Annotated in this window: 21 protein-coding genes and 1 tRNA gene; 6 read left to right on the forward strand and 16 right to left on the reverse strand. The window is 64.4% G+C overall.

The window, feature by feature from the left end:
• Positions 1-157 precede the first annotated feature (157 nt).
• Complete coding sequence (locus AC1HIY_RS07585; RefSeq protein WP_479576119.1) at positions 158-3,238, reverse strand: TonB-dependent receptor; 3,081 nt, start codon at positions 3,236-3,238, stop codon at positions 158-160.
• A 295-nt stretch (positions 3,239-3,533) separates the two neighbouring features.
• Between AC1HIY_RS07585 and AC1HIY_RS07590 the strand changes: the two genes are divergently transcribed.
• Entirely contained in the window at positions 3,534-4,529 is a 996-nt protein-coding gene (locus AC1HIY_RS07590) for an MDR family oxidoreductase (protein ID WP_479576120.1), read from the forward strand.
• Between the two features lie 3 nt (positions 4,530-4,532).
• Here the strand turns inward: AC1HIY_RS07590 and AC1HIY_RS07595 are convergent, their stop codons facing one another.
• The 3 genes from AC1HIY_RS07595 to AC1HIY_RS07605 form a co-directional block, all read right to left on the reverse strand.
• Entirely contained in the window at positions 4,533-6,044 is a 1,512-nt protein-coding gene (locus tag AC1HIY_RS07595; protein WP_479576121.1) for a carboxypeptidase M32, read from the reverse strand.
• A 296-nt stretch (positions 6,045-6,340) separates the two neighbouring features.
• Entirely contained in the window at positions 6,341-7,846 is a 1,506-nt protein-coding gene (locus tag AC1HIY_RS07600; protein WP_479576122.1) for an ABC transporter permease/substrate-binding protein, read from the reverse strand.
• Positions 7,847-7,849: 3 nt separating this feature from the next.
• Positions 7,850-8,605: an ATP-binding cassette domain-containing protein gene (locus tag AC1HIY_RS07605; RefSeq protein ID WP_479576123.1), complete on the reverse strand. Its 756-nt coding sequence runs from the start codon at positions 8,603-8,605 to the stop codon at positions 7,850-7,852.
• Positions 8,606-8,775: 170 nt separating this feature from the next.
• Here AC1HIY_RS07605 and AC1HIY_RS07610 point away from each other — a divergent pair.
• Positions 8,776-8,848 (forward strand) — tRNA-Thr (locus AC1HIY_RS07610).
• A 466-nt stretch (positions 8,849-9,314) separates the two neighbouring features.
• Here the strand turns inward: AC1HIY_RS07610 and AC1HIY_RS07615 are convergent.
• From AC1HIY_RS07615 to AC1HIY_RS07650, 8 genes are all read right to left on the reverse strand, one after another.
• Positions 9,315-9,608 carry a cold-shock protein gene (locus tag AC1HIY_RS07615; RefSeq protein WP_479576124.1) on the reverse strand — a complete coding sequence of 98 codons (294 nt, stop codon included), beginning with the start codon at positions 9,606-9,608 and terminating at the stop codon, positions 9,315-9,317.
• A gap of 543 nt (positions 9,609-10,151) precedes the next feature.
• On the reverse strand, positions 10,152-10,613 hold the full coding sequence (locus AC1HIY_RS07620) for a DUF411 domain-containing protein (RefSeq protein ID WP_479576125.1): 462 nt from the start codon (positions 10,611-10,613) through the stop codon (positions 10,152-10,154).
• 159 nt (positions 10,614-10,772) lie between these two features.
• The gene (locus tag AC1HIY_RS07625; RefSeq protein WP_479576126.1) at positions 10,773-12,692 is read right to left on the reverse strand and encodes an FTR1 family protein; all 1,920 of its coding nucleotides are present in this window, start codon (positions 12,690-12,692) and stop codon (positions 10,773-10,775) included.
• A gap of 202 nt (positions 12,693-12,894) precedes the next feature.
• The gene (locus AC1HIY_RS07630; protein ID WP_479576127.1) at positions 12,895-14,556 is read right to left on the reverse strand and encodes an NAD(P)/FAD-dependent oxidoreductase; all 1,662 of its coding nucleotides are present in this window, start codon (positions 14,554-14,556) and stop codon (positions 12,895-12,897) included.
• A 36-nt stretch (positions 14,557-14,592) separates the two neighbouring features.
• Entirely contained in the window at positions 14,593-15,606 is a 1,014-nt protein-coding gene (locus AC1HIY_RS07635) for a 3-oxoacyl-ACP synthase III family protein (RefSeq protein ID WP_479576128.1), read from the reverse strand.
• 25 nt (positions 15,607-15,631) lie between these two features.
• Positions 15,632-16,630 (reverse strand): 3-oxoacyl-ACP synthase III family protein, encoded by a 999-nt coding sequence (locus AC1HIY_RS07640; protein ID WP_479576129.1) that lies wholly within the window; start codon positions 16,628-16,630, stop codon positions 15,632-15,634.
• Positions 16,631-16,739: 109 nt separating this feature from the next.
• Positions 16,740-16,994, reverse strand: coding sequence for a phosphopantetheine-binding protein (locus AC1HIY_RS07645; RefSeq protein ID WP_479576130.1), 255 nt, complete (start codon positions 16,992-16,994; stop codon positions 16,740-16,742).
• A gap of 239 nt (positions 16,995-17,233) precedes the next feature.
• A complete protein-coding gene (locus tag AC1HIY_RS07650) occupies positions 17,234-18,160 on the reverse strand; it encodes a CDP-alcohol phosphatidyltransferase family protein (protein ID WP_479576131.1) in 927 nt (308 codons plus the stop codon).
• A gap of 340 nt (positions 18,161-18,500) precedes the next feature.
• On the opposite strand from AC1HIY_RS07650, the gene AC1HIY_RS07655 reads away from it, so the two are divergent.
• Entirely contained in the window at positions 18,501-18,947 is a 447-nt protein-coding gene (locus AC1HIY_RS07655; protein WP_479576132.1) for a universal stress protein, read from the forward strand.
• 17 nt (positions 18,948-18,964) lie between these two features.
• Here the strand turns inward: AC1HIY_RS07655 and AC1HIY_RS07660 are convergent, their stop codons facing one another.
• The 4 genes from AC1HIY_RS07660 to AC1HIY_RS07675 all read right to left on the reverse strand — a co-directional run bounded on the left by AC1HIY_RS07660 (position 18,965) and on the right by AC1HIY_RS07675 (position 23,028).
• Positions 18,965-19,192 (reverse strand): hypothetical protein, encoded by a 228-nt coding sequence (locus AC1HIY_RS07660; RefSeq protein WP_479576133.1) that lies wholly within the window; start codon positions 19,190-19,192, stop codon positions 18,965-18,967.
• Between the two features lie 49 nt (positions 19,193-19,241).
• A complete protein-coding gene (locus AC1HIY_RS07665; protein ID WP_479576134.1) occupies positions 19,242-20,129 on the reverse strand; it encodes a hypothetical protein in 888 nt (295 codons plus the stop codon).
• A gap of 26 nt (positions 20,130-20,155) precedes the next feature.
• On the reverse strand, positions 20,156-22,132 hold the full coding sequence (locus tag AC1HIY_RS07670) for a thiamine pyrophosphate-dependent enzyme (protein WP_479576135.1): 1,977 nt from the start codon (positions 22,130-22,132) through the stop codon (positions 20,156-20,158).
• Between the two features lie 182 nt (positions 22,133-22,314).
• Positions 22,315-23,028, reverse strand: a complete 714-nt coding sequence (locus AC1HIY_RS07675) for an RDD family protein (protein ID WP_479576136.1) — start codon at positions 23,026-23,028, stop codon at positions 22,315-22,317.
• A 108-nt stretch (positions 23,029-23,136) separates the two neighbouring features.
• Between AC1HIY_RS07675 and AC1HIY_RS07680 the strand changes: the two genes are divergently transcribed.
• Genes AC1HIY_RS07680 through AC1HIY_RS07690 form a run of 3 tightly spaced genes read left to right on the forward strand, consistent with a single transcriptional unit; the run spans position 23,137 to position 25,843 of the window.
• Entirely contained in the window at positions 23,137-24,093 is a 957-nt protein-coding gene (locus AC1HIY_RS07680) for a stage II sporulation protein M (protein WP_479576137.1), read from the forward strand.
• Entirely contained in the window at positions 24,090-25,091 is a 1,002-nt protein-coding gene (locus AC1HIY_RS07685; RefSeq protein WP_479576138.1) for a hypothetical protein, read from the forward strand. Before AC1HIY_RS07680 ends, AC1HIY_RS07685 begins: the two co-directional genes overlap by 4 nt.
• 8 nt (positions 25,092-25,099) lie before the next feature.
• The gene (locus AC1HIY_RS07690) at positions 25,100-25,843 is read left to right on the forward strand and encodes a DUF4129 domain-containing protein (protein WP_479576139.1); all 744 of its coding nucleotides are present in this window, start codon (positions 25,100-25,102) and stop codon (positions 25,841-25,843) included.
• Position 25,844 lies beyond the last annotated feature (1 nt).

Raw genomic sequence — 25,844 nt, forward strand, 5'->3', positions numbered from 1 at the left:
CGGCGGCGCGGGAAGGCGGAAGAGGGCGCGCGAGATTGTGGCTCCGGGGGAGTCATGGTTCCATACCCCTGAAGCCTGCCAGACCAAACCGGCCGGCTCCCGAGGGGGAAGCCGGCCGGTAGGGGGCGCGTGAGGCCCGAAGCACGCATGCTGAAGCTCAGAAGCGGTACTTCACGCCCACCTGCACCTGACGCGGATCGCCGAGGCCGGATTGGACGGTTCCGTCGAAGTTGAACAGCAGCCCGCCAAAGGTCGGGTCGCGGAAGTTGTCCGTGTTGAACAGGTTGAAGACCTCCACGATGGCTTCGATCTCTCCGCGTCTGGGGAGCTTGAAGACGCGCGTCAGGCGCAGATCCACGGAGAAGAACTCGTTGTCCTTCCGCAACGTGTTCCGCAGGAGGATCGTGCCGTTGGGGCAGATCCGGTCGGAGCCGAAGCCGAAGGGGTTGAGCGAGCGTTGACCGGTGCCCTGGTTGTTCGAGCCGCAGGACTCGGAGGTGGGCTGCGCCGAATAATAGCTCAGGCGGCTGTTCAGGAGAAAGTCGCCCGGCAGCCGGGTGAGGAGGAACGCGTTGAGCCGGTGACGCTGGTCGCGGTCGCTCCAGTTATACTCCCGGTCGAACTTCCGGGGATCGACGTACCGGAGCGTGAACGGGTCGCGCTCGTTGTCGTCGTCAGACTTGTCCCAGGAGAGCGTATAGTTGATCTGGAACTGCACGTCCTCGCGGATGGACTGCCGGAGCCCGAACGTGACGCCGTTGTACCGGGATTTGGCCGAGCTCTCGACCGTCGTCAGCGCGCCGACGCCATTGAAGCCGCCGTTGAGACCGGAGGACCACGGGCCTTCCACCCCGTCACCGAAGGCGATGGGATCGTTCCGGTTGACGAAGCGCGTCAGGTCGTCGGTGCTTGCGTGCGTATAGTTGATCGAGCCCACGAGGCCCCAGTCATTGATCTGATGCTCGATGCCGAAGCTCGCGCTGATCGTCCGGGGGTTCTTGAAGTCCTTGTCGAAGACGAAGACATCCGGGCGGAAAGGCTCGCCGGAGGGCGGGGTCAGGAGCTCGTCATAGTTCGGCGGCGCGCCGAGGATCGGGGTCAGAGCGCTGTTGCGGAAGATGGTCTGGCCGCGCGAGCCGTTCGTCGAGCGCGAGCTGGCCAGGTTGAGTCCCGGGATGCGCGCATAATAGATGCCGGCGCTGCCGCGAACGACCGTCTTCCGGTCGCCCTTGACGTCATAGGCGAAGCCGAATCGCGGCTGGAACATGTCCCAGTCCGAGGGGATCGTGCCGTCGGAGGGAAACTCGAACGTGCCCTGCGGGGTGGTGGACGTTTGTCCGATGAAGCCGCTGTAGAACACCTCGTCCGGCGGGGTGATCGGGTCGGGTTGCACCTGCGCTTCCCAGCGGAGCCCATAGTTGAGCGTCAGCTTTGGCGTCACGTTCCAGCTGTCCTGAACGAAGACGGCGAGCTCGTGCTGCGGGATGCTCTGCGTGCCCGCCTCCTCGACCGTCGTGCCGCCGACGCCGGCCTGCTGGAGATACAGCACCACCGGCCCGACGATGTCCGAACCGGCGGGACAGGCGCCCGTCGTGCTCGACGTTCCATTGGAGCACTCCACGTAACTGTTTCCGTTCTCCACGTAGTTCAGGAACCCGTCGATCGAGCCGAAGATGAACCGGCCGTTGGCAAAGCCGATGAACGTCTGCACCGACTCGACGCGGTTCCACTCGGCTCCGATCTTGATGAGGTGGTTGTCCTTCAGGATCGAGACGTTGTCCAGGAGTTGGAAGCGGGTGTCATAATACTTGACCGGGATGAAGAACGGCATGCCGAAGCGGTATCCGCCCGCAAAGTCGACGCCGGTGTCGGGGAAGGGACGTGTGGGCGTGTCGACGCCGGGCGGGGGAGCGATGCCGGGGAAGCCGGGGCCTTCGTACGGGCGCGGGCGGTTCTCACGGGCCCACTGGAAACGGAACTCGTTCGTCACGTTCTCCTTCAGGATCGACATGAGGCTGCCGTTGATCGCATTCGACCAGTCCTTCTCCACGGCGTTCGAACTGCGGCCCCACGGATCGACGTCAAACGTCCCGTTGACCTGCTCGGACCACGTGAAGTTGTACTTCAGCGTGGCGTAATGCTGGTTCGAGAGCCGCCAGTCGAGCTTCAAGAGATAGGCCAGGGCGTCGTTCGTCCGATCGATGGGGCCGTAGTCGCCGGCGAGCGCGCCGCCGAAGGCCGTGTCCATGAACTGGCGCAAGCGCGGGTCGATGCGGTCGATGTTCTTCTGCTTCGTGTCGTCGAAGAGCTGGGCGTCGAGCGCGGTGAAGAAGAAGAGCTTGTCCCTGACGATCGGACCGCCGAGCGTGAACCCGACCTGATGCTGCATGAAGTCGGGCTCGCGCACCAGGCTTTCGTGCTTCGAGTTGGCCGAGAGGAAATCGTATTTGCCGAAATAGTGGGTCGAGCCGCGGAAGGTGTTCGTTCCACTCTTGGTGATGACGTTCACGAAGCCGCCGCTCGAACGCCCGAACTCGGCGTTTGCGCCCTGCGGAACCACCACGATCTCCTCGACCGCATCGAGGTTGAAGGTGAAGGCCGGGCGCTGGCCGCCCCGCTGTTCTCCGAAGAACGGGTTGTTGAAGTCCGCCCCGTCCACAGAGATGTTGTTGTGGATGCCCTTCTGTCCGGCGATGGAAAGTTCGTCGCCGTCCGGTCCCTGCACGATCGCCACTCCGGGCGTCAGCAGGGTCAGGTTGAGGAAGTTGCGCCCGTTGTTCGGCAGGCCTTCGACGGCCTCGTCCGAAAGACGCGTGGCTGCCTCGCTCTGCTCCACGTCGACGGCCACACGACCGGCCTCGACCACTACCTCTTCGAGTTCATTGACCAGCGTAATGAGCACCTCGACCGTGGCGCCCACACGCACGCGGATGCCGGTCTGCTGGAATTCGCTGTAGCCGGGCGCACTCGCGGTGATTTCGTAGGCGCCGAGCGGCAACAGGTTGGCCGTGAAGATGCCGCGCTCGTTCGAGGTAACCGTTCGTTCAAAGTTCGTCCCCGTCTCCCGGAGCACGATGGTTGCGTTCGGGATGGGGTTGGAAAACTGGTCGGCCACGAAGCCGCGCACGACGCCCGTGGTGGCCTGTGACTGCGCGAAAACGGAGCCGGGAGAGAGAAGCAAGCCCATGCATGCCGTGATGAGCGACAGGCAGAGCAAGCGCAAACGAGAAGTATGCATGAAGATAGGAGGTTGGTGGATAGAGAAAGGCACACCGGTTATGCAGGGCGCCGGCGGTGAGGACGGTGTGGGGGGCCGTCGAAATAAAGGGATACCGATGCGAAAGTAAAGGTATGGTTAGAAAAGTCTCAAGAGAAACTCGACTGACGGCCTTTTTGAAGGGATGAATGTGGAGAGGGACGATGAAAAGCAATGACATAGCTCAGTGCTCGATTTTCCCGTGAAGCTTCGACCGCGCAGCATCGAACATGTGTGCGTATCTTGACTCCCGTCTTTTTCATTCAGGAGGTCCGCGATGCCTTTCAAAGCGCTGGTGCTCGAACAGGAAGCAGGGAAGGTGACGGCCGCGGTGCGGTCGCTCGAACCGGAAAACTTGCCCGAAGGGGATGTGCTCGTCTCGGTGATGTATTCGAGCCTCAATTACAAGGACGCGCTTGCCGTCACCGGTCGGGGCAAGATCATCCGAGGCGCTTATCCTTTCGTGCCCGGCATCGACCTGGTGGGGGAGGTCGTCGCCTCGGAGTCGGAGTTGTGGCGCGTGGGGGATCTCGTCATCGGCACCGGCTGGGGCCTCGGGGAGAACACGTGGGGCGGGTTCAGCCGCATGGCGCGGGTGCGGGGCGAATGGCTCGTGCCGCTCCCGGAGGGCCTGACGCCGAAGGAGGCGATGGTCGCCGGGACGGCGGGGTTCACGGCCATGCTCTCGGCCATGGCGCTCGAACACGAGGACGTCGCACCCGGACGCGGAGAGGTCGCCGTCACCGGGGCGACGGGCGGCGTGGGCAGCTTCGCCGTGACCATCCTCGCGCGCCGCGGCTTCGAGGTGGTCGCCTCGACGGGGAAAACCCACGCGCGCGCTTACCTCGAAGCGCTCGGCGCCGCCCGTCTCATCCCCCGAGACGACCTGGGGCGGGGACCGGGTCGTCCGCTCGACACCGCGCGGTGGGCCGCGGCCGTGGACACCGTCGGCGGGGCTACGCTGGCCGCCCTCCTCAGCCAGACCGGGCGGCACGGGAGCGTCGCCGCATGCGGGCTCGCCGGAGGACACGAACTGCATACGACGGTCTTCCCGTTCATCCTGCGCGGCGTCAACCTCCTCGGCATCGACTCGAACACGTGCCCCATGCCCCGACGCCTCGAAGCCTGGGCGCGCATCGCCGCCGAAGTCCCGAAAGAAGCCTTCGCGCGCATGACCAACCGCGTGATTCCTCTCGCCGAAGTGCCTGCCGCGAGCGCAGCGCTGCTCGACGGGCAGGTGCTCGGCCGCATCGTCGTCGACGTTCGGGCGTGACCGTCACAGCCCATACAGCGCGCCGAATTTCTCTCGAACGTACGCCAGCCAGGGTTCGGCCCGAAGCCCTTCGCCCGTCGTGTCCACGAGGATCTCGGTCGCCGTCTTCTTCCGCCCGTGCCGGTGGACGTGCACCCGGAGCCATCGAAGCAGCGCCTCGAAAGATCCCCCGGCGATTTGATCCTCGAGCCCGACGAGGTCCTGTTTCGCCTGATTGAATAGTTGGGCCGACATGAGGTTGCCGAGCGCGTACGTCGGGAAGTAGCCGAAAGCCCCGAGCGACCAGTGGATATCCTGAAGCGCGCCTTCCGCATCCGAGCTCGGGCGGAGACCGAGGTAGGCCTCCATCTTTTCGTTCCACGCCTCGGGCACGTCGGCTACGGCGAGGCGGCCTTCGAGCATCGCTTTTTCGAGTTCGAAACGGAGCATGATGTGGAGGTTGTACGTCACCTCGTCGGCCTCCACACGAATGAGCGACGGGACGACCTTGTTCACGGCGCGGAAGAAGGTCTCGCCATCCACGTCTGACAGACTTTCGGGGAAGGTTCTCTGGAGATGCGGATAATAGTATGACCAGAAGGGACGGCTCCGGCCCACGAGGTTTTCCCACAGCCGCGACTGCGATTCGTGCATACCGAGCGACGTCCCCGAGGCCAGGGGCGTCCGGTCGAGGGAAGGGGCGATACCCTGTTCGTAAAGGCCGTGACCGGCCTCATGGAGCGTCCCGAAGAAGGCGGGATTGAAGAAGTGCTCGTCCACGCGGGTGGTCAGTCGGACGTCGAAGACGGAGAAAGCGGTGGTGAAGGGATGGGCCGAGTGGTCCTGTCGCCCGTGCTCGAAGTCGAAGCCGAAGTTTCGAATGACCGCCAGCCCGAAGTCCCACTGTTTTTGCGGGTCGAAGCGACGGTGGAGGACCGTCTCGTCGGGTGCGGGTCGCTCGGCGATGGCATGGACGAGCGGCACGAGCTCCGCGCGGAGGCCTTCGAAGACCTGTTCGACGTCGGCGGTCTTCATGCCCGGCTCGAACTCGTCGAGGAGGGGATCGTAGAGGTGCGCTTCATAGCCGAGCGTCTCCGCTTTCTCGACGTTCAATGCGACGAGCCGCTCGAGGTGCGGGGCGAAGGTCGCGAACGAGTCCGTCTCGCGGGCCGTCTTCCACGCCTCACGCGCGTGCGCCGAGGCTTCGGCAAGCGCCGCCACGAGCCGCCCCGGCAGCTTTCGGGCGCGCTCGTAGTCCCGCCGGGTCACGCGCACAAGCGCCGCCTCGGTCGAGGCCGGGTCGAGGTCGGAGACGGCCGGGTCGAGCCGGTCGAGGAGGGCGCCGATCTCGTCGGCGGTGAGGTGCTCGTGGGCGAGCTTCCGGATCGTCGAGATCTGCAAGGCACGAACGCCGGCGGCGCCGGCCGGCATGTACGTCTCCTGATCCCATTCGAGCACGGCGGCGGCGGCATTGAGGTCCATCACCTTTGCAAGCCGGGCCTTGAGGGTGTCGAGCGTCTCTTTCATTGGTTTCATCGGAATGACGGTGCGTGGTTCATGGGAGCCCTCTCCCCGTCGCAGACGGGTGCGCGTCGGGTGCGGGGATGACGGGCCCGCGAAGCGTGGTCCTTTCGGGGTCGGTATCCGTAGTATGTGAAGCGCCGGGTTCTTCGAGCCCGTGGCGTATGGGGGAGGATTCTACGATGTTTCGAGGGTTCATTCCCGACGTCGGATCTTCCGTCGGTCTGCGATATTGTGAGGTCCGTCGCGTAGGGCATGACATGGTCGGTTCGTCTCCATGTTTTATCGCGAGAACGCGCGGGGCCGGAGCGTCAGGCGTCGGGCAGGCGGAGGCCCTTTGGCACGAGGCGTCGTTCGGCGACCTCGAAAAGGCCCTGCGCGAGGAGCGCGAGCGCTGCGGCGGGGACGGCGCCTTCGAGGATCAGCCCCATGTCGTCGAGGCGGATGCCGGTGAGGATCGGTTGCCCGTAGCCGCCCGCGCCGATGAGCGCGCCAAGCGTGGCCGTGCCCACGTTGATCACCGCCGCCGTCTTGATCCCGGCGAGGATCGGGCGCGTGGCAAGGGGCATCTCGATGCGCCGGAGCCGCGTCCACGGCGTCAGGCCGAGCGCCTCCGCCGACTCGATCAGCGGCCTCGGGAGGTCGATCAGACCGGCGTGCGTGTTGCGCACGATGGGAAGGAGGCTGTACAGAAAGAGCGCCACGACGGCGGGCGTCCCGCCGATGCCGAAGAGCGGGATCATGAAGACGAGAAGCGCCAGCGAGGGAATCGTATAAATCGCCCCGACGACGCCGAGAATCACCTGTCCGACGCGGGGATGCTTCGCCGCGCCGACGCCGAGCGGGAGGGCGAAAAGGATGGCCGCGAGGAGGGAGACACCGACGAGGAAGAGGTGCTCCCTCGTGCGCTTCCACAGCCGCTCGCTCCAGGTCTCGGGCGCGTCCGTGGCGAGCGCGTCGAGACCGAGCGCTTCGCGCAAAAAACCGGCGGCGACCAGCGTTTCCGGCACGCGCTCGATCTTTGCGAGGGCGTTGAGGCGCGTCATCGTTTCCGCGGAAACCGTGCCCGCCATGTCCCGGAGCACGCGCACGAAAGCGGGAGCACGCGCTTCGAGGTCCGCGCGGTAAAGATAGACGGCATGATAATCCGGGAAGAAGGCGCGGTCGTCTTCGAGCGTGCGGAGTCCGTAATAGGCGATCTCGGCGTCGGTCGAATAGAGGTCGATCACGTCGATCGAACCCGCTTCGAGACCTCGATAGGCCAGGTCATGATCGACGCCCCGCACGTTTGTCTGGGGCAACCGGTAGCATTCGCGAAGGGCGGGCCATCCGTCCCCCCGGTCCATGAACTCATTGCTGAAACCGAAGCGTAGATCGGGGTGCTCCCGGAGGTCGGAGATCGTCGAGATGCCGCGTGCTGCCGCCCGCTCTTCCCGCATCCCGAGCGCGTACGTATTATTGAAGCCGAGCGGCTCGGTCATGCGGAGGCCGTACGCCGCGAGGGCCTCCGGAAGCTTCGCCTCCTCGATGGGTTCTCCGGCAAAGATCTCCTGAAGCAGCGTGCCCGTATACTCCGGATACACGTCGATATCGCCGGAGCGAAGGGCGTTCCACAGCAGGCGCGTCCCCCCGAGTTCCCTGCGGTGCTCCGCCTCGAAGCCCGAGTGCCGGGCCATCTGTGCGGCGATCTCGGCCAGGATCACGTTTTCCGTGAACTTTTTCGAGCCCACTACGACGTCCGGAGGCGACGGTGCGAGCGCCGCCGGGGTGAGCATGAGGAGGAGCGCAAGGAAAGCCGGTCGTCGCATTTTTTTCATCGGCTATGCTCCGTCGGGGGTGTGGAGGCTTTCGAGTGGACTTCGTTGCGCGTTGATGAAGGCTTCGACGAATGGATCGGCGGGATGGAAGACGAGGTCTCGGAGCGTGCCGCGTTGGAGGATGTCTCCGGCGCGGAGGAAGAAGATAACGTCGCCGAAATGGCCGGCTTCTCCGATGTCGTGCGTGACCATGACGACGGTTTTTGCGAGCCGCCGGAAGATGTCTCTGAGGTCCGACTGAAGCTCGGCGCGGATCATGGGGTCGAGCGCGCCGAGCGGTTCGTCGAGCAGGAGCGCGTCGGGGTCGAGCATGAGCGCGCGCATGAGGCCGACGCGTTGGCGTTGCCCGCCGGAGAGCTGGACCGGATAGTCGTCGAGGCGCGCGAGGGGCAGCCGTACGAGCGCCGCGAGCTTTCTCATGCGCGCCTCGATACGCTCGCGGCTCCAGCCGAGATGACGGGCCTGCAGGGCCACGTTCGCACGGGCGGTGAGGTGGGGGAAGAGCCCGCCCTCCTGAATGACGTAGCCCATCCGATGGCGGAGCGCACGCATGTTCTCCGCCGTCACCGGCGCGCCTTCGAAGCGCACCACCCCCGCCGTGGGCCGGGTCAGGCCGATCATCAGCCGGAGGATGGTCGATTTGCCGCAGCCGCTCGGTCCGATGAGCACGGTCGTCTTGCCCGGCTCCAGCGCGAACGTGGTGGGCCGGAGCGCCAGGGTGTCCCCGTACGATTTTGAAACACCGTCGAATGCGATCATGCCGGGTGATATCGCCGGAGTGGGGGCGGTGTTTCTGCTCCGGGGCGCTTCCGGACGGCAATGAAAAAATAATGAGGACGAGCGTGCATGGGAGTCCCGTAAGCCCGGACGGGATCCTGACGCTTGACAGGGCGTGTGAGGGGGTGTTATTTTCGAGCCCCTTCGAAGAAGCCAATGTAGCTCAGCTGGTAGAGCAGCTCACTCGTAATGAGCAGGTCAGCGGTTCGAGTCCGCTCATTGGCTCACACACAGAACGCCGCCCCGGTGACAGCGCCATCGCTGTGTCCGGGGCGGCGTTCTGTTTGGGGCCCTGCGCCGCGAGGAACGAAGCAATTTCCGTCTAAGGCACTTTCTTCATTCGGGGAAGGAACGAGAAGGACCCGTAGGGCCGAATGAACACTGGCACGGTGATTGACGGGTTCCTCGGCGCGAGCATAACCGCCTCTCAGGGGTGGATCCACCTCGAAGCTTGCCTCAGGCAAGCGGGTAAGGGGTTTCATTCGGGGTGGTTCCACCGAGGCAGGCCTCCGGGCCGCCTTCCTCTCAGTGACCGTCAGGGTTGAGGAAAGGTCCCGCCTTTCAAATCCTCTGCGTGACCGTGCGGTCGAGGAAGGACTTATGCGCGATAGCAACTTTTTTCGAGCCCCGACAGGCTCGAAAAGTTTAAAAAGCAGCCCAGTCCCGTAAGACTGGGCTGCTTTTCTTTGGGTCAGCAACTCGGGGAGAAGGCAAGCGAGCGGAAGAGCTTTTGGCTCCCGGAAGGAGCCCGGTCACGGACGGGGACCTCCTCGTCGATGATCCTGACGTTGCGGGCATGCGGCCCTTTGGGTCCGTCCACAAGCTCGAACTCTACGGACTGGCGGGTGCGGAGCACCTTGAAATTCCGATCGAGCATGACCTGAGAATAGTGGACGAAGATGTCGGGTCCGGCTTCGGGATGTTCGATGAATCCGAATCCTTTTTGTGCATCGAACCACTTAACGACACTGCGGCAAATAGCCATGGTACACCTCCTTAGCTGTGAGATGGGTTCACTGTGAAGAACGAGACTCCCTTCCGGAAGCCTGGGTGGACGCTCACACGAATGAGCCCTTCTCAGCGCCGGGGGCACAAATCAGGGTAGGGGGCTTCAACGAGCGTGCCGGCCACAAACACAGTTTCTGTGCCGAATAAACGAGCATCGGACCCTTCGGGCACTGTGGAAGCATCTCGAGCAAAGAGCAATCACAGGCCGATCTGATTCCGGAAGCGGGTCCTCGGGGATCGAAGGATCACTGGGAAAAATTCCCATAAACAGGAAATATTCCCATACTTAGGAAAATTTCCCGGATACGAAGGACGTGCATAAAGACCTCTCTACACGAGCGGATACGCTCCGGTCTTCGGGAAGAGATCGTCGATCCGAGACGGCCCGAAAAAGCCGAGAAAGCGACGAAAGCCCGCATCGGAGCAGACGTACGGAAGAAAATAATTCCGTACACCGGGAAAGAATACCCGACCACGGCTTCCGTATGCCCGGGGCCGTTGCGTGGGACCGGAGAGGCGATTATTGACCGGGAATATGCGCGTACACCGAGGTCCGGCCCGCCTCGTCGAAGGCGACCACGTCATAGGCTTCCACGTAGCTGCCTTCCATGCCCGGCGAACCGGTGACCATGCCGGGCACCGAGAGCCCTTTCAAAGCCGGACGCTCCTCGAGAAGTTGCCGGACGTACTGCGCCGGCACGTGCCCCTCGATGACGTAACCGTCGACGATGGCGGTGTGGCACGAGGCCAGATCGCGCGTGACGCCATACTCCGCCTTCACCGGCGATACGTCGCGGAGATCGTGCGTCTCGACCTTGAAGCCGGACGCCTCCATGTGTTCGACCCATTTGGTGCAGCACCCGCACGTCGGTGATTTGTAGACGATGACGGTAGGCTCGGCCTTGCCCTGGAGCGTGAAGGCCAGCACGAGGATGACGAGCAAGGACACACCGCTCAGCGTGACGATAAGCTTTTTGTTCATGAGAAGGAGGCTATGGCAGAAGGGAAGCAAACGCCGGAAAAACCGGGTCGTGATTTTCACCCTATTGCTGGAAGGGCAAAATGTTTCCTTTTCAGAGACCTCGGAAAAGGTGACCTCTACCTGTAGTCGCTCGTCGATGCGTTTGGTTGCCGGTCCCGTTCACAGTTTCACGGCTCGCGTCCGGAGCGACGGGGCGTACCAGAGCAAAGCCACCAGCCCGATGATGGCGGTTTGCGCGAGAACGGTTTCGAGCGTCGGGTAGAAGCCGAGCAGGTCGAAGCGCCAGGAGAAGGGCGTCTGGGTGATGGAGAGCAGGCCGGTCTCCTGGAACGCGTGTATTCCTTTGCCGATGAGGATCACCGAAAGGATGCCCATCACGAACGAAGAGTAGCGGAACAGACTCCGGATGGGGAGGCGCGCCGAATACCGGAGGAGTACGGCGGCAAGCACGAGCACCAGAGCGATGGCGAGAAGGGCGCCGCTGGCGATCGCCATTTTGCTCCGGGTCCCTTCCTCGATGGTGAGGGCGGAGAGAAAGAGCACCGACTCGAAGGCTTCGCGGAAGACGGCGAAGAACGAGATGGCAGCGAGCCCGAACAGGTTGCCGCCATTGAGCGCCTGCTTGACGCGGACGTCGATGAACTCTTTCCACTTGTGGATCTCGGTCTTGCTGTGGAGCCAGAAACCCACGTAGAGGAGCACGATGACGGCGAACAGGGCGATGCCGCCTTCCATGAGCTCACGCCGGGCCGCTCCGAGTTGAATGAGGAGGTCGGAAAAGAACCAACCGAGCACGCCGAGGCCGATGGCGAGCATCCAGCCCGCATGAACCCAGCGCATCGCCTGCCGGTTTTTTACGGCCCGGAGCACGCCGAGGATCGCAAGGATGACGAGAAAAGCTTCCAATCCTTCCCGGAGGAGGATTGAGGCGGCCATGAGGAAAGAGAACCAGAACGAGCGTTCCTGTCGGTCCAGCGTGTCGCCTGCGCGAAGCAAAAGCGCCTGCGCGTCGTCGACGGACTGACGGACCGTCTCGACATCCTTGCGGTGGTCGATGGCGCTGCGGACGGCCATCATGCGACCTTCGAGTTCGCTCGTCAGGCCCGGATCGTCGGCGCGCAGGGAAGGCTCGACGGGTTCGACGCCTTCGAGGTAGGCGAGCACGGCCAGTCGCCGGGCTTCATTGGGTCGGCCGGACGTGTACGCGGCAAACGCTTGATCGAGATACTCCCGGGCGAGGGCGAGCGTGCCGCCGGGCAGGGCGAGCGGGGCGGCGGTGCGGAGCGCAGCCATCGCTTCTTCCGGAGCCGGGACTTGCCGCGCTTCGAGCAGCCGCGTCAACTCGGGATCGTTCGAGGCGGCGACTTCTGCGAGCGATACGACGTCTTTGAGTGCTTCGGCGCGGCTCGAGGCGGCGGGATGCGCCTGCGCCGCCTGAAGCGATTTGACGAAGAACGCCAGATCCCAGACTTCGCTATCGCTGAGCTTCGGATGGGCGGGCATGGCCGTCCCTTCGACGCCCATGCGGATGGTGTTGTACACCTGGAACGGTGAGAGCGAAGCCACCCGCTCGCCTTCGACGAAGTTCGTGGGGCGAGGGTCGAGGCCGCCGGCCAGGGGACCGTCACCCGCGCCGGCGGCGCCGTGGCACGAGGCGCACGTGGCCGCATAGGCCCGTCCGCCGTCGGCGACGCTCGGCCACGACAACGGCGCAACCGCAAGGCCCGAGCCCCGGATCACGGCTTCTCGAAGCGCACGCGCCCCTTCCGCCACGGCCTCGGGATCGGCCTTCGCCTCGATGAGCGTCCTCAAATCCTCACTCCGCTCCGTGAGCCCCTCCTCTGCGGAAAGGACCCCTTCCTCGATGAGCGAGGCAAGCATGAGACCGGCCGTGCGACCAAAATCGCGCATCTCCTCATATTCCGCCTCATTGACGACCTTGCCCCCCGAGACGGCATACGGATAATCTTGCCCGAGATAGTCGAGGACGTGCACGAGAGCGCGCGCAGAGGGTTTGTCGGCTGTTGCTTCGGAGGTTGCCTGCGCGTGCCCGAGGTACGGCACAGCGCCCAGAATCATTGCGAACATCAGCGAGCACAAGGCGCGCCGGCGCGGAAAAGAGGCGTGGGGCATGAGAGAAGGAGGGCCTGTTTCTGTTGGCTCTTAATTTAGACTTGATTTAAATAAGGATGCAAGACCCCTCGAAGAGTTCCTGTGAAAAGAACGAGGAAAGGAAGGGGATTTTGCAAAAAAGCTGGAGGGAAAGGAGGCGAAAGCTGCGTCAGGACCGGTGCGGAGAGGCGAGGTGTGGGTCGGCGTGGCGCGCGCGCCATCGGAAGAAGGTTTCCGAATTCCCGAAAAGATCGCGCGAGGTCGGGTTCGTGAGCGCCCACCGATAGCCTTCGCGGGCAAAGCGGAGGTTGCGGTCGCTGATGATCTCGTCGTCGGCGAGCCATCCCGCGCGGCGCATGGCCTCCCGACGGAGCGGCACGGGGAACGGATACGCCCCGGTCAGAGCGAAGAGCCGCGAGGCCGCCTCCCCGGGCGGGAGCGCACCGGATGCGGCGGCGTCGAGGAGCGGCTCGGCGCGCTCGAAGAAGGCGCGATAGTCGGGGTCTTCGTGCGGGGTGAAGAGCGGGTCGGGGACGCCGTCGTCGAGCAGGGCGCGGTCGCCGGAGGTGGAAAAGTCGGAGAGGGCATTCATGAGTCGGTATTCCGTGAGGATGGTGCCGAGCGCCCATACGCGCGCCCACGCATTCCACAGGTCGAAGTCCACCCAGGCGGCATACGAGCCCCGAACGAGCCGGTCGTTGTAGGCGAGCACGCGGCGATGGAGCGTTTCGAGGGGCCTGAAGGCATCCTCCGAAAAGTCGCCGCTGTCGAGGGCGGCGAGGAGCGGATCGATGAGCGTCTGAAGCATCTCCAGCGTGTTGATCAGTCCGCGGGAGTACAGGGGGTCGACGAAACCGGCGGCGTGCGCGGTCAGGCTGTACCGGTAACCCGTGCACCGGCTCGAGGTGTACTGGAGCCTCCCCGTCGAGACCCACGGGCGCACGGCGCGCGCCTGCCGAAACTGCCGGGCTATGGCGGGAAAACGGTCGAGGAACGCCTTGAACTCGTCTTCGGGCGGCCCGTCGGGCTTGGGATACCTGCGCGGGTCGAGCGTCAGTCCGACGCTCACGAGCGGGTTGCGGGAAGGTTCGTAATTGTTGAAGGGGATCACCCAGAACCACCCGCCCTCGAAGACGTGATGGAGCGTGCATTGCTCCCAGGAGAGCGAGAGGGGATTGCGGTCCTGCTCGAATGGGGCCACCTCGACCATGTGCGTGAACAGGCAGCGCGAGTGATGCCGGAGCCCCGGCGGCGTTTCTCTGAGGCCGAACTGACGGGCGAGGACGCTCCGGAAGCCCGTCCCGTCGACGACGTACTGCGCCCGGATCGACCCGCCGCCCTCGAGCATGAGCGTCGCGCCGTCCCGGTCGATGGCCACGGAGGCGACGCGCGTGTTCAGGCGCGGCGTGACGCCGTATCGCACAGCGGTGTGAAAGAGGAATGCGTCGATGTCCTGCCGGAAAAGGTGGTTTTCGTCTTTCGAACTCGTGCCGAAGAGGAGGCCTTCGGCAGGGTCGTAGTCCCGACCGGGGCGGTGATAGGCGAAGCCGAAGGCGCGTTTGATGCCGCACGTCGTGCATACGCGCTCGGCGATGCGGTCCGGATAGGCGAGGTAATCGATCTCCGGCACGTCGTGCCGCTCGGCGAGGGCGGAGAGGAGGAGCGACGTGTGGGGGATGGTCGATTCACCGATGGCGAAGCGGGGATGCGCGCCGGCGTCGATGATCGCCACGCGCACCCCCTTCCGCGCGAGGATGGCGCCGAGGATCGTGCCCGAGAGCCCCGCCCCGAGGATGGCGACGTCGAACGTGTGGCCGGTGTTCAGTTGCATGATGCGGCGTTCTGTGGGTCGGGAGCAATCCCGAGGTCAGTGACGGATGACGGCTGCGCCCCAGGCGAAGCCCGCTCCGTTCGTGGTCACCATCACCGTGTCACCCTTGCGGATCAGCCCCTCGCGGACGGCGTCTTCATAATTGAGCACCATGTCGGTCTCTTGAAGATGCCCGTGCCGTTCGAGCCCCGACGTATAGATTTTGTCCGGGGGAATGCGGAAGCCCTGACAAAAGCTCCGCTGGTCCCACGTCGAAAAGGTCGGATAGATGAAATAGTCGACGTCCTTCATCTTCAGCCCGGCCTGTTTGAGCGCCCCGCGCATGACCCGGCGGAACATGAAGAGGTTGATGGGGATGACCTCGGCGTTGAACTTCGGGAGGTCGCTTTTCATGTGGAGCCACGTCGGGCTTTCTTCCGCCGGATCACGGTGGTGGAAGCCGGGGATATACCACACATCGTGAAGTTTGCCGACGGTGGCCGTCTCGACGCCGAGGATGACGCGGCGGTCGTGGTTTTTGCGGAGGAGGGTGGCGCTCCCCCCGTCGCAGATGACCGTGATGGGATAGTAGGTATGGTTGCGCGCGGGGGTTTTGTCTCCGGTGAAGAGGAGGGCCGTGTGGAGGCGTTCGTCCCCCCGCATCCAGGCGAGGACGGTTTTGAGCGTGGCGTGGAAGCTGGCGCACCCGCCGGTATTCACGGCCGTGGCGAAGGCCCGCCGCGCGCCGATCGCTCGCTGAACGAGTCCTGCAGCCGACCACGTGGGCGCGGGATAATCCTCGGGGATGCTCGTGAAATCCACGATGAGGTCGATCTCCCCGGGGTCGATCACAGCCTCGTCAATCACCCGGCGAACGGCTTCGAGTGCGAGGTCGGCGGCGGCCGATTCCCCTGCCACATGCACGGCCTCGATGCCGATGTCACGCTGGAAATCCACATCCGCCGAGAGTCCGCCGGCGGGGATCTCCTCGTCGCGGAAGACCTCTTCGAGGGGTTTGCGGGTGGGGGGAAGGTAATATGCGGAAGCAAGGATGCCGACAGGCGTGCTCATCGGGGCGGTCCCGGTTTGTGGAGGATCAGGACGGGGAGTCGAACGCGAGAAGCCCGACGCCGTACATGAAGCCCATGCCGTGGGAGCACAGAAGCGCGGTGTCGCCGTCGGCGCGCGCCTCTACGAGCGCGAGGTAGTTCCGCACGAAGTCTGAGCCCTGCACGTGACCATGGTCGGAGAAGGGCGCGTGAACGGCCCGGCTCGGATGGAGGGCGAAGGCATCCAGGAAGGCGTCACGGTCGTGGGCGGAGAGGTTCGGATAGACGAAAGCGGTACGGTCGTCACGCGCGCGTCCGGCGCGGGCGAGCGCGTCGTCGGCGAGGCGTTCGAGGGTGGACCACTTCGGCGCGGCTTCGAAGCGCTCCCGGTCGAGGTGGAGGCGGTAGAGGTCGGGGCGATCCGGATGGGCGAGCGCGCCTCCGGGAATGAAGCACACGTCGTGATAGTCGCCGTCCGACCACAGTTCGACGTCTAGGACGCGGGTTCCGGGGGCGTCGCCCTGGAGGAGCATCGCACTCGCTCCGTCGCCGAGGACGATCACGGGCGCGTCCGGGTTGAGGATCCGGTTGCCGGGGATGGTCACGTCCGCCGCGACGAGCAACGCCGTGTGCACCCGCTCGTCGCAGCGGATCAGGTCGGCGGCAGCTTTGAGGGCGACGAGGAAGTTGGTTGCGCCGCCGCCGCTGAAGCCGAGCGTGAAGGCTCGGGTGGCGCCGAGTTCATGCTGAAGCTTGTTGCTCATGTTCCACGCCGGCACGAGGTATTCCTGTGGGAGGATGGAGAAGTCCACGATCACGTCGACGGTCGAGGCATCGACGCCGGCGCGTTCGAGGGCGTCGCGGGCAGCTTCGAGCGCGAGGGCCGAGCCCGTTTCTCCGTCGCAGAGGCGCACGCTCTCTACGCCGAGTTTCTTCGCCGTCTCGGCCGAGAAAGACGCGCCTTCCTCCCGGAAGAGGGTATCCACGCGCTGCCGTCGCGCCGGAAAGCGGCAGGCAGCGGATCGGATGGAGACGATGGCGGCCATGGAGTGATAGGGGAACGTGCAGGATCAGCGGATGCGTCATCATACACATCGGCCGGGCAAAAGCAAACGTTTCGGAGAATAAGGCGGCGCGTGGGCAGCCCGGAAGACCTCAAGCCTCCGTCTTCTCCCGGATCACTCGGGCGATCTCCTGGACGGAGATGAGCCGGAAGAGGTCCTGCGGCTCGATCATGAGGTCGTATTCCTCCTCCATGAACTCGACGAGGCTCAGCACCCGGATCGAGTCGATGATGCCGCTTTCGACGAGATGCGTGTCGTCCGAGAGGTCGTCCGGGTCGGCGTCCGGAAGATACGTCTCTAAAATAAAACCTCTGACCTGCGTTTCTACGGATGAGAGGGTTTCCATAACCGTTCAGAAAATGAGAGGATCAAAGGAGCCGGGGCGAGAGCCGGCCTGAAAAGCTCGACAACGGCGTCTCCCGGGCGACCCGCTCGATGGATATCGGCGGTATAAGCCTATGAATAATAGCATTATGGTACGTATATCGCCAGAGAAAGGCAAGCCGCGAAAGGGGCTTGGGAACGATGGTTCCGGAGGGCGGCGCATCGTTTGCATCGACCGGTCCGAAGGGCCCGCAGCCCGGGTCAGGCCACGGTAGCCGCCGCCGGCTCGGTCTGTTCGATCAGGGCGGCCAGTTGCTCGTCTGCGCGTTTCTGCCACCGGAAAAGGAGCAGCAGAAGGATGCTGTTCAGGACGAAGATCTCGAACGTAAAGAAGATGTACAGGTTGCCCAGCAGAAGCGACGCATAAAGGACGATCATACGCGTGTTCGTCGTGAGGGCATTGTAATATTTGAGAAGGGGCTTATTCAAGCGGCGATAGGCTTCGCGGAGCCAATCCGGGAAGTCGGGGCCGAAGCGTTCGAGTGCCTTCCGCTGAAGGGCGATGGATTGTGCGCACCAGCGCTCCTGCCGCGTGGTGTACGTGATGTACCCTCGCATGAGGAGTTTCTCGATGGGGTTCTTTCGAAAACTGAGAGCGGCGTATTCCTTTTTGAGCGCTTCGGAGATTTCCAGTTCGGCTTTTCCGGGGTCGTAGACGAAGAAGAGATAGGCGTTGCGGTAGAAGTCGGCGAGGGTGCTCTGATACGAGTGCGTGATGCCGGCGACGGCGGCGATGAGGAAAGCCCATCCCGTGCCGGTCTCGGCGACGAGGCGAAGGCCGAGGAAGAAGTAGAGGCTCGTGAACTTGGCGTTGTCCGAGATGCCGTCGAGCATGCGTCCGAGCCGCGAGCGCATGTCGGCCATGCGGGCGAGTTGCCCGTCCGCGCCGTCGAGGGCCTGGCCGAGCATCCAGAACCCGATGCCGAGGAGGTTGAGCCGGAGGTCGTTGAAATAGAAGAGAGGGCCGGCCATCATGCCGACGATCATGCCGATGACCGTCACCTGATTCGGCGTCATGTGCAGACGGTGGGCGAGCACGGCAAGCGCATAGCCCCAGGGACGGTAAAGGTAGATGTCGACGATCTCCTCAACGTCGCGCGCTTTGTACGTCTTTTCTATACGCCCCATAAACTCCGTCTGCCTCAGCGTCGAATCGATGCGTTGGAATAAAAAACCGGTTCGTCTTCGCGGGAAGATCGCTCCGCCGGAAAGAAGGAAAAGAAGCTGCGCAACCGCACGACGCACGGGATTGCCGTCGGGCACAAAATACCTTTTCTCAGGGATATTTGCTTCGATAAGCCGCCCGCTATCCGGCGCAGGTCACACCCTTTTGCCCCGAGCGGGTCGTTGCGCGCCCTTCAACGGGGCAAGGCGGGGGAGGTTCGTGACGCCGGCGGGCGATTTGGGCAAGTGCCCGTCGCTTTCATAGATTGGGGCCGAACGTTTCATCTGAATGCACAGGGAATCCATGAAAGAAATCCTCGTCCCCATCGATTTTTCCGAAATGACGGCCGCCGTCCTCGACGTCGCCGAGCGCATGGCGCGCGCCTTCGGCTCGAAGCTTCGGCTCCTTCACGTGGCTCCTCCGGACATCTCCTACGCGGGCCTGGATGCCTCGCCGAAGGAGGTGCGGGATCATCTGGCGGAGGAGCTTCGCGAGGAACACCGGCGGTTGATCGAGATGGCGGATGCGCTCAACGAGCGCGGCGTTCCGGCCAGGGCCTTGCTGGTCGAGGGCGTCCCGGACGAGGAGATCGTGGCGCAGGCGAAAGCGCACGACGCCGAGTTCATCGTGATGGGTTCACACGGGCGCAGTGCGTTGTTGCAGGCGTTGCTCGGCAGCGTCAGCGAGGGCGTCATCCGGCATGCGCCGTGCCCCGTCACGGTGGTGCCGCATGCCTCGAAGGTCGGCTGAACCCTGGGCTGCCTGCCTCAGGACTTCTCTTTGACATTTGAGAGGATGACCCCGAGGAGCGCTTCCTTGCGCACGAAAAGGATCACCCCTTCATCCGCTTCCTGCATCAGCGGGATGCTGACTACCTTCTCGTCGCTCTGCATCACGCGGCCGAGTTCGTGCAAAAGCGTGACGCCCTTGTCCGTCTCGAAGGCTTTCGTTTTCTGGCCGTTTGTGAAGTAAAAAGTGGCGCGTTTCTTTTTCATGGGATCCCAAGTATGTTAAATGCTCCGGAATGCGTCCTTTTCGAGGGGGTCAGGTTCGGGAGGGTCCGACGAGTCGGCGGGCGGCGGCGAGGGCGGAGGAGACGAAGGCCGCCGCGCGCTCGGTCTGCGATGCGGCGCGTCCTTCTCCGACGAGCGCTTCGGCGGTGAGGACGGCTCCGGTCCACCCTTCGGTGTGCCAGTGCCCGCCGCCGTCGAGGGGGGGGAGCGCGGGATGCTCCGGATACGGCCACGGCGTCACGTACCAGTACGGCGCGGCATAGCTCCCGTCACCCGGCTCCATGCCCACGCCGATGCTTCGGGCTTCCTCGGGGTCTTTGTCCGGGTCGAGGGTGAGGAGCACGGCGAGGTCGAAGTGGTGGGGCCAGCACCGGGCGGGAGAGGCGGTGGGCTCTTCGGCGCGAACGGCTTCGAGGAGGAGGTGCGCGTTGGCAAACCACCGTGCCATCTCGGCAAAAGCGGGCGCGGGCGCTCGGGCGAACGCACCGCCGTCGCCGACGGGATGGGGCGGCATCTCGTGATCGGGACGGACGAGCGGCTTGTCGAGCGCGCCGTCGGTGTGTTCGGCGAGGCTCATCGCGAGCCACGTGTATCCTTCCGTGAGCGTATGCCCGTCGAGCGGGAAGGCCGCCACGGCGACGTTCAGGTCGTCGAGGAGGAGGAGCGTCAGGTCGGCGGGACGGAGGGCGGCGCGGTACGAGGCGGGGCCGGGCGTGCGGCCGGAGGCGAGCACACAGCCGTCGTTCTGCCACGTGAGACTGACGTGGCTCCAGTCCGGGGCGGGGTCGAGGTGCGTGTATCCCACCGAAGCGGGGATCTGCGCGGCCCAGTGAAGCTGAAGACGCGCGTCGATGAGGGTCTCGGGGGGCGGCGTGCCGAGGCGCTGCCAGAAGTCGAGGGCGGAAGTAGGGAGTGACATGGGCGGAGACGAATGGAAGGTGAGGATCAGATGAGCGAGGGGTCGGCCATGACCTCTACGAGGGCGGGACCCTGATGCGCGAGGGCGTGACGGAGGGCGTCGTCGAGCGCTTCGGGATCGGTGACGCGGAGGCCGAACGCCCCGCAATTATGAGCGAATTTAGCAAAATTCGGATTGTGGAGGTCCGTCTGCCAGACGTCCCATTGCCCGGCGCGCTGTTCTTTCGAGATTTTGCCGAGTTCGGCATTGTTCAGCAGGACGTGGGTGATGTTCATGCCGTACTTCACCGCCGTGGTCAGTTCCCCCATGTATTGGCCGAAGCCGCCGTCGCCGGAGATGGAGAGGACGGGACGGCCTTCGAAGGGCGAGCCGGCCTCACGGGTCGCCGCCCACGCGCCCATCGCCGCGGGAAAGCCGAAGCCGATCGAGCCGAGATAGCCGGACATGAGCACGGCCTGCCGCGCACATTCGAAGTATCGCCCGAAGGAGTACGTATTGTTGCCCACGTCCACGGCGATGATGGCGTCTTCCGGAGCCTGACGGGTCAGTGCGGCGAAGATCGAGGCCGAGTTGAGGCCCCGTCCGCGATCCTCGGCGAGGCGGCGCGTTTTCTCCGCCCGCCAGAGCGCCCACCGCTCGGCGATCTCGGCGCGGTGGTCGAGGCTGTTCGTGCCGCCTTCGAGGCGCGCTCTCATGAGGGTCGTCGTCACTCCGATCTCGCCCCAGACGGGCACGTCCACCGCGTGAAACTTGCCGAGGGCCATCGGATCGAAGTCGACCTGGATGGTCGGGATTTTGTCTGTGATGCCGGTGTGGTTCGAGAAGCTTGCGCCGAAGACGAGCAGGAGGTCGGCTTCGTTCATGAACCACGAGGCGATGGGGGTGCCGCTGCGACCGAGGACGCCGCATCCGAGCGGGTGATGGTCGGAAATGAGGCCTTTCGCCTTGAACGTCGTGAGGACGGGACAGGTGAGCCGCTCGGCCAGATCGGTCACGGCGTCCATGTGGAAGCGCGCGCCGTGGCCGACGATGATGACGGGTCGCCGCGCCGCGCGCAGGAGCGTGAGGGCGCGTTCGAGCGAAGCCTCGGGCGGCGCGATCGTGCGGGGCGTGAGGCGTCCCTCGGGCGAGCCTGCACGGGCGCCTCCGGGGGCCGGGAGCTTCTGCACTTCGTCGGGAAAGATGAGATGCGAGACGCCCCGGTTGAGAATGGCGCTTTTGCACGCGAGGTTGACGAGTTCCGCGTGGCGGCTCGTGGGGAGCACCGTCTGGCTCCACTGGGCCACCTTGCCATAGGCGGCGTTGAGGTCCACCTCCTGAAACGCGCCGGGACCGAGCACCTGCGTGTCCACCTGGCCGGTGAGCGCGAGCACGGGCGCGCGATCGACGTTCGCGTCCCAGAGGCCGGTCAAGAGGTTCGTCGCCCCCGGCCCGGCGATGGCGAGGCAGGCGGCCGGACGCCCCGTGAGCTTGCCGTAGGCCGAGGCGGCGAACGAAGCCGCACCCTCGTGACGGATGCCGTAGTACGAGAGACGTCCCGCCTCCGCCTGCCGCCGGAGCGCATCGGCGAGGCCGAGGTTCGAGTGCCCCACCATGCCCCACACGTGCCGGATGCCCCACTGGACCATCGTCTCGACCATCACGTCGGAGACGGTCGCCGTGTGCGGCGGCTCCTCGGCGAAGCCCACATACACGCCGTCCTCCCGCACCTCGACGGGGAACGTCGGTACGCCGTCGTCATAGCCGGGCGCCTTGCCGGTGATCGGGTCGAAGTCCCAGCCGTGCCACGGACAGCGCAGCACCCCATGCTCGATGGAGCCCTCGCCCAGAGGCCCTCCCTGATGCGGGCATCGGTTGTCGAGCGCGCCGAAACGGCCTTTGTAACGGGTCATGCACACGGTGGTGTGCGCGCAGGTCACCTGCGTGACGCCGCCCTCGGGCAAGGCGTCGGGGTCGAGCACTTTGAGCCAGCGCAGCTTCTTCGGGGTCACAGGGTCGGACATGGTTCTTCGGGATAGGGTCGGTCCTCTGCGGAAATCCCGCGGGGGAGGTGAAGATCAGGGCAGTGCCCTCCATAAACTAGGTGATACGCGACGGAAAAAAAGAGGGAAGAGGAGTGAATCGCGCCGCGCTTCCCGGATACGTGCGCAGAACCGACATTCCGTTTCCGAACGGTTGAAATGCATCAGAGCCTTCCCCGATGGTAATTATAATCTTTGAGCACGGTGCGGAGGAACGGAACGGGCGGCAGGTCCGAGGTGAGGCCCATCTTTCGTTCGAGCGCGGCCTTCATCTTTTGTCCGAGCGCCTCGGAGGCGGGGGTGCGGCCCTCCGCCCGGATCGTGTTGAGGACCTCGCGCGCGGTCTCCACGTCGGCGTCCGTGAGCGCGTCGAGGTCGTCAAAGGTGGGGGTGTAGTCGTCTTCGAGGCGCGTGTACAGGGTGTCGCCGAGGTGGATGCGGGGAAGGACTTTCACCACCGTCGTGCCCGCCGCCAGGTCGCCGAGGCGCTGTCCCGTATCGGTCACGAGCACCGTCGCCACCGCCGCGAGCCCGGACGTGAGTTCGACGTCGATGAACCGGAGGAGCCATCGGAGAAGATACTGCCCGAGCGTCGGCTGCCCGCCGTCGAGCCGGACGACCTTGATCCCACGGATGCGCTTGCCGATGCTTTGCCCGTTCATGAACACTTCGGACACGAGAAAATAGAGCAGGTAAGGCAACGATCCGACGATGAGGAGCGCCTGCGAATCGAAGAAACCCGCAAAAATCATGAGGGCCAGAACGTAACAGATCAAGAGGAAATAGTCGATCATGGCGGCGAGAACCCGGTCGCCCAGGCCCGCCACCTCGAAATCTATCTCGACGTTCTGAGCCGTTCGGATCTGTACGTGCGACATAGCGCGTTACTTCGTTATTTCGTTTATTCGACCCTGCGATTTTCCGGAAAGAGCCGCCCGCGCCCCGGAGTCGTGTCAATCTAAGAAATCCAGATCGGAAGAGGCGCCGTGCAAGAAGTAGCCTTTCTTCGTCAGAATGCGGAAAAGTGGGAACAGTTCGAAGCGCTCCTGCATCGGCGCTCGCCCGCCGACCCGGATCGTCTGGCCGAACTGTTCGTGGAGGTGACGGACGACCTCTCGTATGCGAAAACTTTTTTTCCGGAGAGCAAGACGACTCGGTATCTGAACGGGTTGGCGGCGGAGGTGCATCAGGCCATCTATCGGAATCGGAAGGAGGATCGGGGGCGTCTCATTCGGTTCTGGAAATACGAACTCCCCCGCGAGGTCGGGCGAGCGCGCAGGGAGATGCTCCTCGCGCTCGTGCTCTTTCTCACCTCGGCAGGCGTGGGCGCGCTCTCGGCGGCGAACGACCCCGGCTTCGCGCGCCTCATCCTCGGCGATGCCTACGTGAACATGACGCTCGACAACATCGCGAAGGGCGACCCGATGGCGGTCTATAAACAGATGGGCGAACTCGACATGTTCCTCGCCATCACGGTCAACAACGTCTGGGTCGCCTTCAAGGTCTTCGCAATGGGATTGCTCTCGTCCTTCGGAACGGCGTATCTGCTTTTTCAGAACGGCGTGATGCTCGGCGCCTTCCACGCGCTTTTCTTCGAGCGGGGGCTCCTGCTCGACTCGCTGCTCGTCGTGTACATCCACGGCGCTCTCGAAATCTCGGCCATCATCATCGCGGGCGGGGCGGGGTTCGTGATGGGCAACGGTCTGCTGTTTCCGGGGACCTATTCCCGACGGGTCTCGTTCATGCGCGGGGCCCGCCGCGGCCTTAAAATCGTCATCGGACTCGTGCCGATCTTTGTGGCGGCCGGCTTCCTCGAAGGCTTCGTCACACGGCACACCGAGATGCCTCCGGCGCTCGGGGTCTCGATCATCGGGGCATCGCTCGCGTTCATCGTGTGGTATTTCGGAATCTATCCCCTGCGCGTCGAGAGGCGAGGTCCATGAAGGACGAGTCCCCCATCGAGTTCCGCCGGAAACGCGATTTCGGCGAGGTGCTCAACGTGACGTTCCGGTTCATCCGGCAAAACCTGGCGCCCCTGTCGAAGAGCCTGCTGTTCTTCGTCGCGCCCTTCCTCGTCGTGGCGATGCTCTTCAACGTGGCGGTGCAGATGCAGGTCTTCTCGGGCGGCTTCCTGAACGCGGACGGACAGACCCTTGCGAACCTCTCCGGGCTTCTTTTCAACTATGCGGGCATCCTGGTCTTCAGTCTCCTCGCGGGCGCCATGGCCTGGGCGGTGATCCTGGGGTTCATGCGGTTGTACGAGGCGCATGGTCCCGGCGGCCTTACGGTGAAAGCGGTGTGGGAAGCGGCGCGCGGGCTATTCTTCGGGATGCTCGGGACCGTCGCTTTTCTCCTGATGAACCTCTTTTTGATCTATTTCCTTTTCATCTTTTTCGTCGGCTTCGGAGCCGCGGTGTTCGCACAGGCGGGAGCGATCGTCGCGGGATTTTTTACGTTCGTGGCCGTCGTCGCCTTTCTCGCCGCACTGGCCTACGTCGTGACGGTTTTCGCGCTCCTTTTTCCGATGCGGGTGTTCGAGCGGATCGGTCTCATCGAGGGAGCGGGGCGATGCCTTAAGCTCGTCCGGGGCTACGGGTGGCAGACGTTCGGCGTGATCGTTATCTCATGGATCATCTCGTCGGTGCTCGGAGGCATTTTCAGCATGCCCTCGGTGCTGCTGTCCTTTCTTCAGGGGATGAACACGCTGGAGGGCGACGGCTCGGCGTTGCGGGTGTTGCTCGTCGTCTCCGGCGTGCTCGGGGGACTGGCGAGTTCACTGCTCTACAGCATCCCCATGGTTGCGACCGGGTTGCAGTATTTCAACCTCGTCGAGCGGAAAGAGGGGGTCGGGTTGATGGCGCGTATCGAGCGTCTGGCGGAGCCGGAGACGCCCGGCGAAGCGGACCCGGACGGGAGCGCGGGAGCGGAGCCGGAAGGATGAGGCGCGACGTGGCTCAAGACGCAATCGGTCGTTCGCGGCGCCGGGCGGGGCGGGCGCTCGTCGCGGCGCTCATGCTCGTGTCGCTGGCCGCGACGGCGCGCGGGCAGACGCCCGGGATCCGAACCGACACCGCGGGCGTCGTCGTGCGCCGGCCGCCGCCGGAGGCGCTCGAGCCCTTCCGGACCGACCCGGCTTTCGACTACGACCGATCCGCTCCCGAACGGCCCTCACTCTGGACAAGGATCAAGGCATGGCTGTGGGAGCACATCTTTGGCCCCCTCGGCGCGTCGGCTCTGCGGCCCGTGTGGCGCTTCGTGTATTACGGCGTCGTCGCGGCGGCGATGGTGTTCCTCCTGCTTCGGCTCCTGCGCATGGACGTCCGCGGGGTGCTCCGGGGGGAAAGAAAGCGCATGCGCACCGAGGATCTCTTCGAGGAAGATCTGACGACGGCGGACTTCGACGCGCGCATCGAGGCGGCGGCGGCGGCGGGCGACTACCGCCGGGCCGTGCGCCTCCTGTACCTTAAAGCCTTGCGTGAACTGGCCGACCGAAACCTTATCGTGTGGCGGCGGGAGAAGACGAACCACGCCTACGTGGACGAACTCCGACACGCCTTGCTCCGGCGGCCGTTCGCCGAACTGACGTACCTTTTCGAATACATCTGGTACGGAGCCTTTCCGGTGGACGAGGCTGCCTTCGGGCGGATGCGCCGCGCCTTTGCCCGCTTCGGTGAACATCTCGGGGGGGAGTGAC

The organism is Rhodocaloribacter sp., from assembly GCF_056451265.1.

Excerpts from the sequence above, each read along its gene's own strand:
- AC1HIY_RS07585 (WP_479576119.1), bottom strand. The coding sequence starts at position 3,238 with ATGCATACTTCTCGTTTGCGCTTGCTCTGCCTGTCGCTCATCACGGCA.
- AC1HIY_RS07590 (WP_479576120.1), top strand. The coding sequence starts at position 3,534 with ATGCCTTTCAAAGCGCTGGTGCTCGAACAGGAAGCAGGGAAGGTGACG.
- AC1HIY_RS07595 (WP_479576121.1), bottom strand. The coding sequence starts at position 6,044 with ATGAAACCAATGAAAGAGACGCTCGACACCCTCAAGGCCCGGCTTGCA.
- AC1HIY_RS07600 (WP_479576122.1), bottom strand. The coding sequence starts at position 7,846 with ATGAAAAAAATGCGACGACCGGCTTTCCTTGCGCTCCTCCTCATGCTC.
- AC1HIY_RS07605 (WP_479576123.1), bottom strand. The coding sequence starts at position 8,605 with ATGATCGCATTCGACGGTGTTTCAAAATCGTACGGGGACACCCTGGCG.
- AC1HIY_RS07615 (WP_479576124.1), bottom strand. The coding sequence starts at position 9,608 with ATGGCTATTTGCCGCAGTGTCGTTAAGTGGTTCGATGCACAAAAAGGA.
- AC1HIY_RS07620 (WP_479576125.1), bottom strand. The coding sequence starts at position 10,613 with ATGAACAAAAAGCTTATCGTCACGCTGAGCGGTGTGTCCTTGCTCGTC.
- AC1HIY_RS07625 (WP_479576126.1), bottom strand. The coding sequence starts at position 12,692 with ATGATTCTGGGCGCTGTGCCGTACCTCGGGCACGCGCAGGCAACCTCC.
- AC1HIY_RS07630 (WP_479576127.1), bottom strand. The coding sequence starts at position 14,556 with ATGCAACTGAACACCGGCCACACGTTCGACGTCGCCATCCTCGGGGCG.
- AC1HIY_RS07635 (WP_479576128.1), bottom strand. The coding sequence starts at position 15,606 with ATGAGCACGCCTGTCGGCATCCTTGCTTCCGCATATTACCTTCCCCCC.
- AC1HIY_RS07640 (WP_479576129.1), bottom strand. The coding sequence starts at position 16,630 with ATGGCCGCCATCGTCTCCATCCGATCCGCTGCCTGCCGCTTTCCGGCG.
- AC1HIY_RS07645 (WP_479576130.1), bottom strand. The coding sequence starts at position 16,994 with ATGGAAACCCTCTCATCCGTAGAAACGCAGGTCAGAGGTTTTATTTTA.
- AC1HIY_RS07650 (WP_479576131.1), bottom strand. The coding sequence starts at position 18,160 with ATGGGGCGTATAGAAAAGACGTACAAAGCGCGCGACGTTGAGGAGATC.
- AC1HIY_RS07655 (WP_479576132.1), top strand. The coding sequence starts at position 18,501 with ATGAAAGAAATCCTCGTCCCCATCGATTTTTCCGAAATGACGGCCGCC.
- AC1HIY_RS07660 (WP_479576133.1), bottom strand. The coding sequence starts at position 19,192 with ATGAAAAAGAAACGCGCCACTTTTTACTTCACAAACGGCCAGAAAACG.
- AC1HIY_RS07665 (WP_479576134.1), bottom strand. The coding sequence starts at position 20,129 with ATGTCACTCCCTACTTCCGCCCTCGACTTCTGGCAGCGCCTCGGCACG.
- AC1HIY_RS07670 (WP_479576135.1), bottom strand. The coding sequence starts at position 22,132 with ATGTCCGACCCTGTGACCCCGAAGAAGCTGCGCTGGCTCAAAGTGCTC.
- AC1HIY_RS07675 (WP_479576136.1), bottom strand. The coding sequence starts at position 23,028 with ATGTCGCACGTACAGATCCGAACGGCTCAGAACGTCGAGATAGATTTC.
- AC1HIY_RS07685 (WP_479576138.1), top strand. The coding sequence starts at position 24,090 with ATGAAGGACGAGTCCCCCATCGAGTTCCGCCGGAAACGCGATTTCGGC.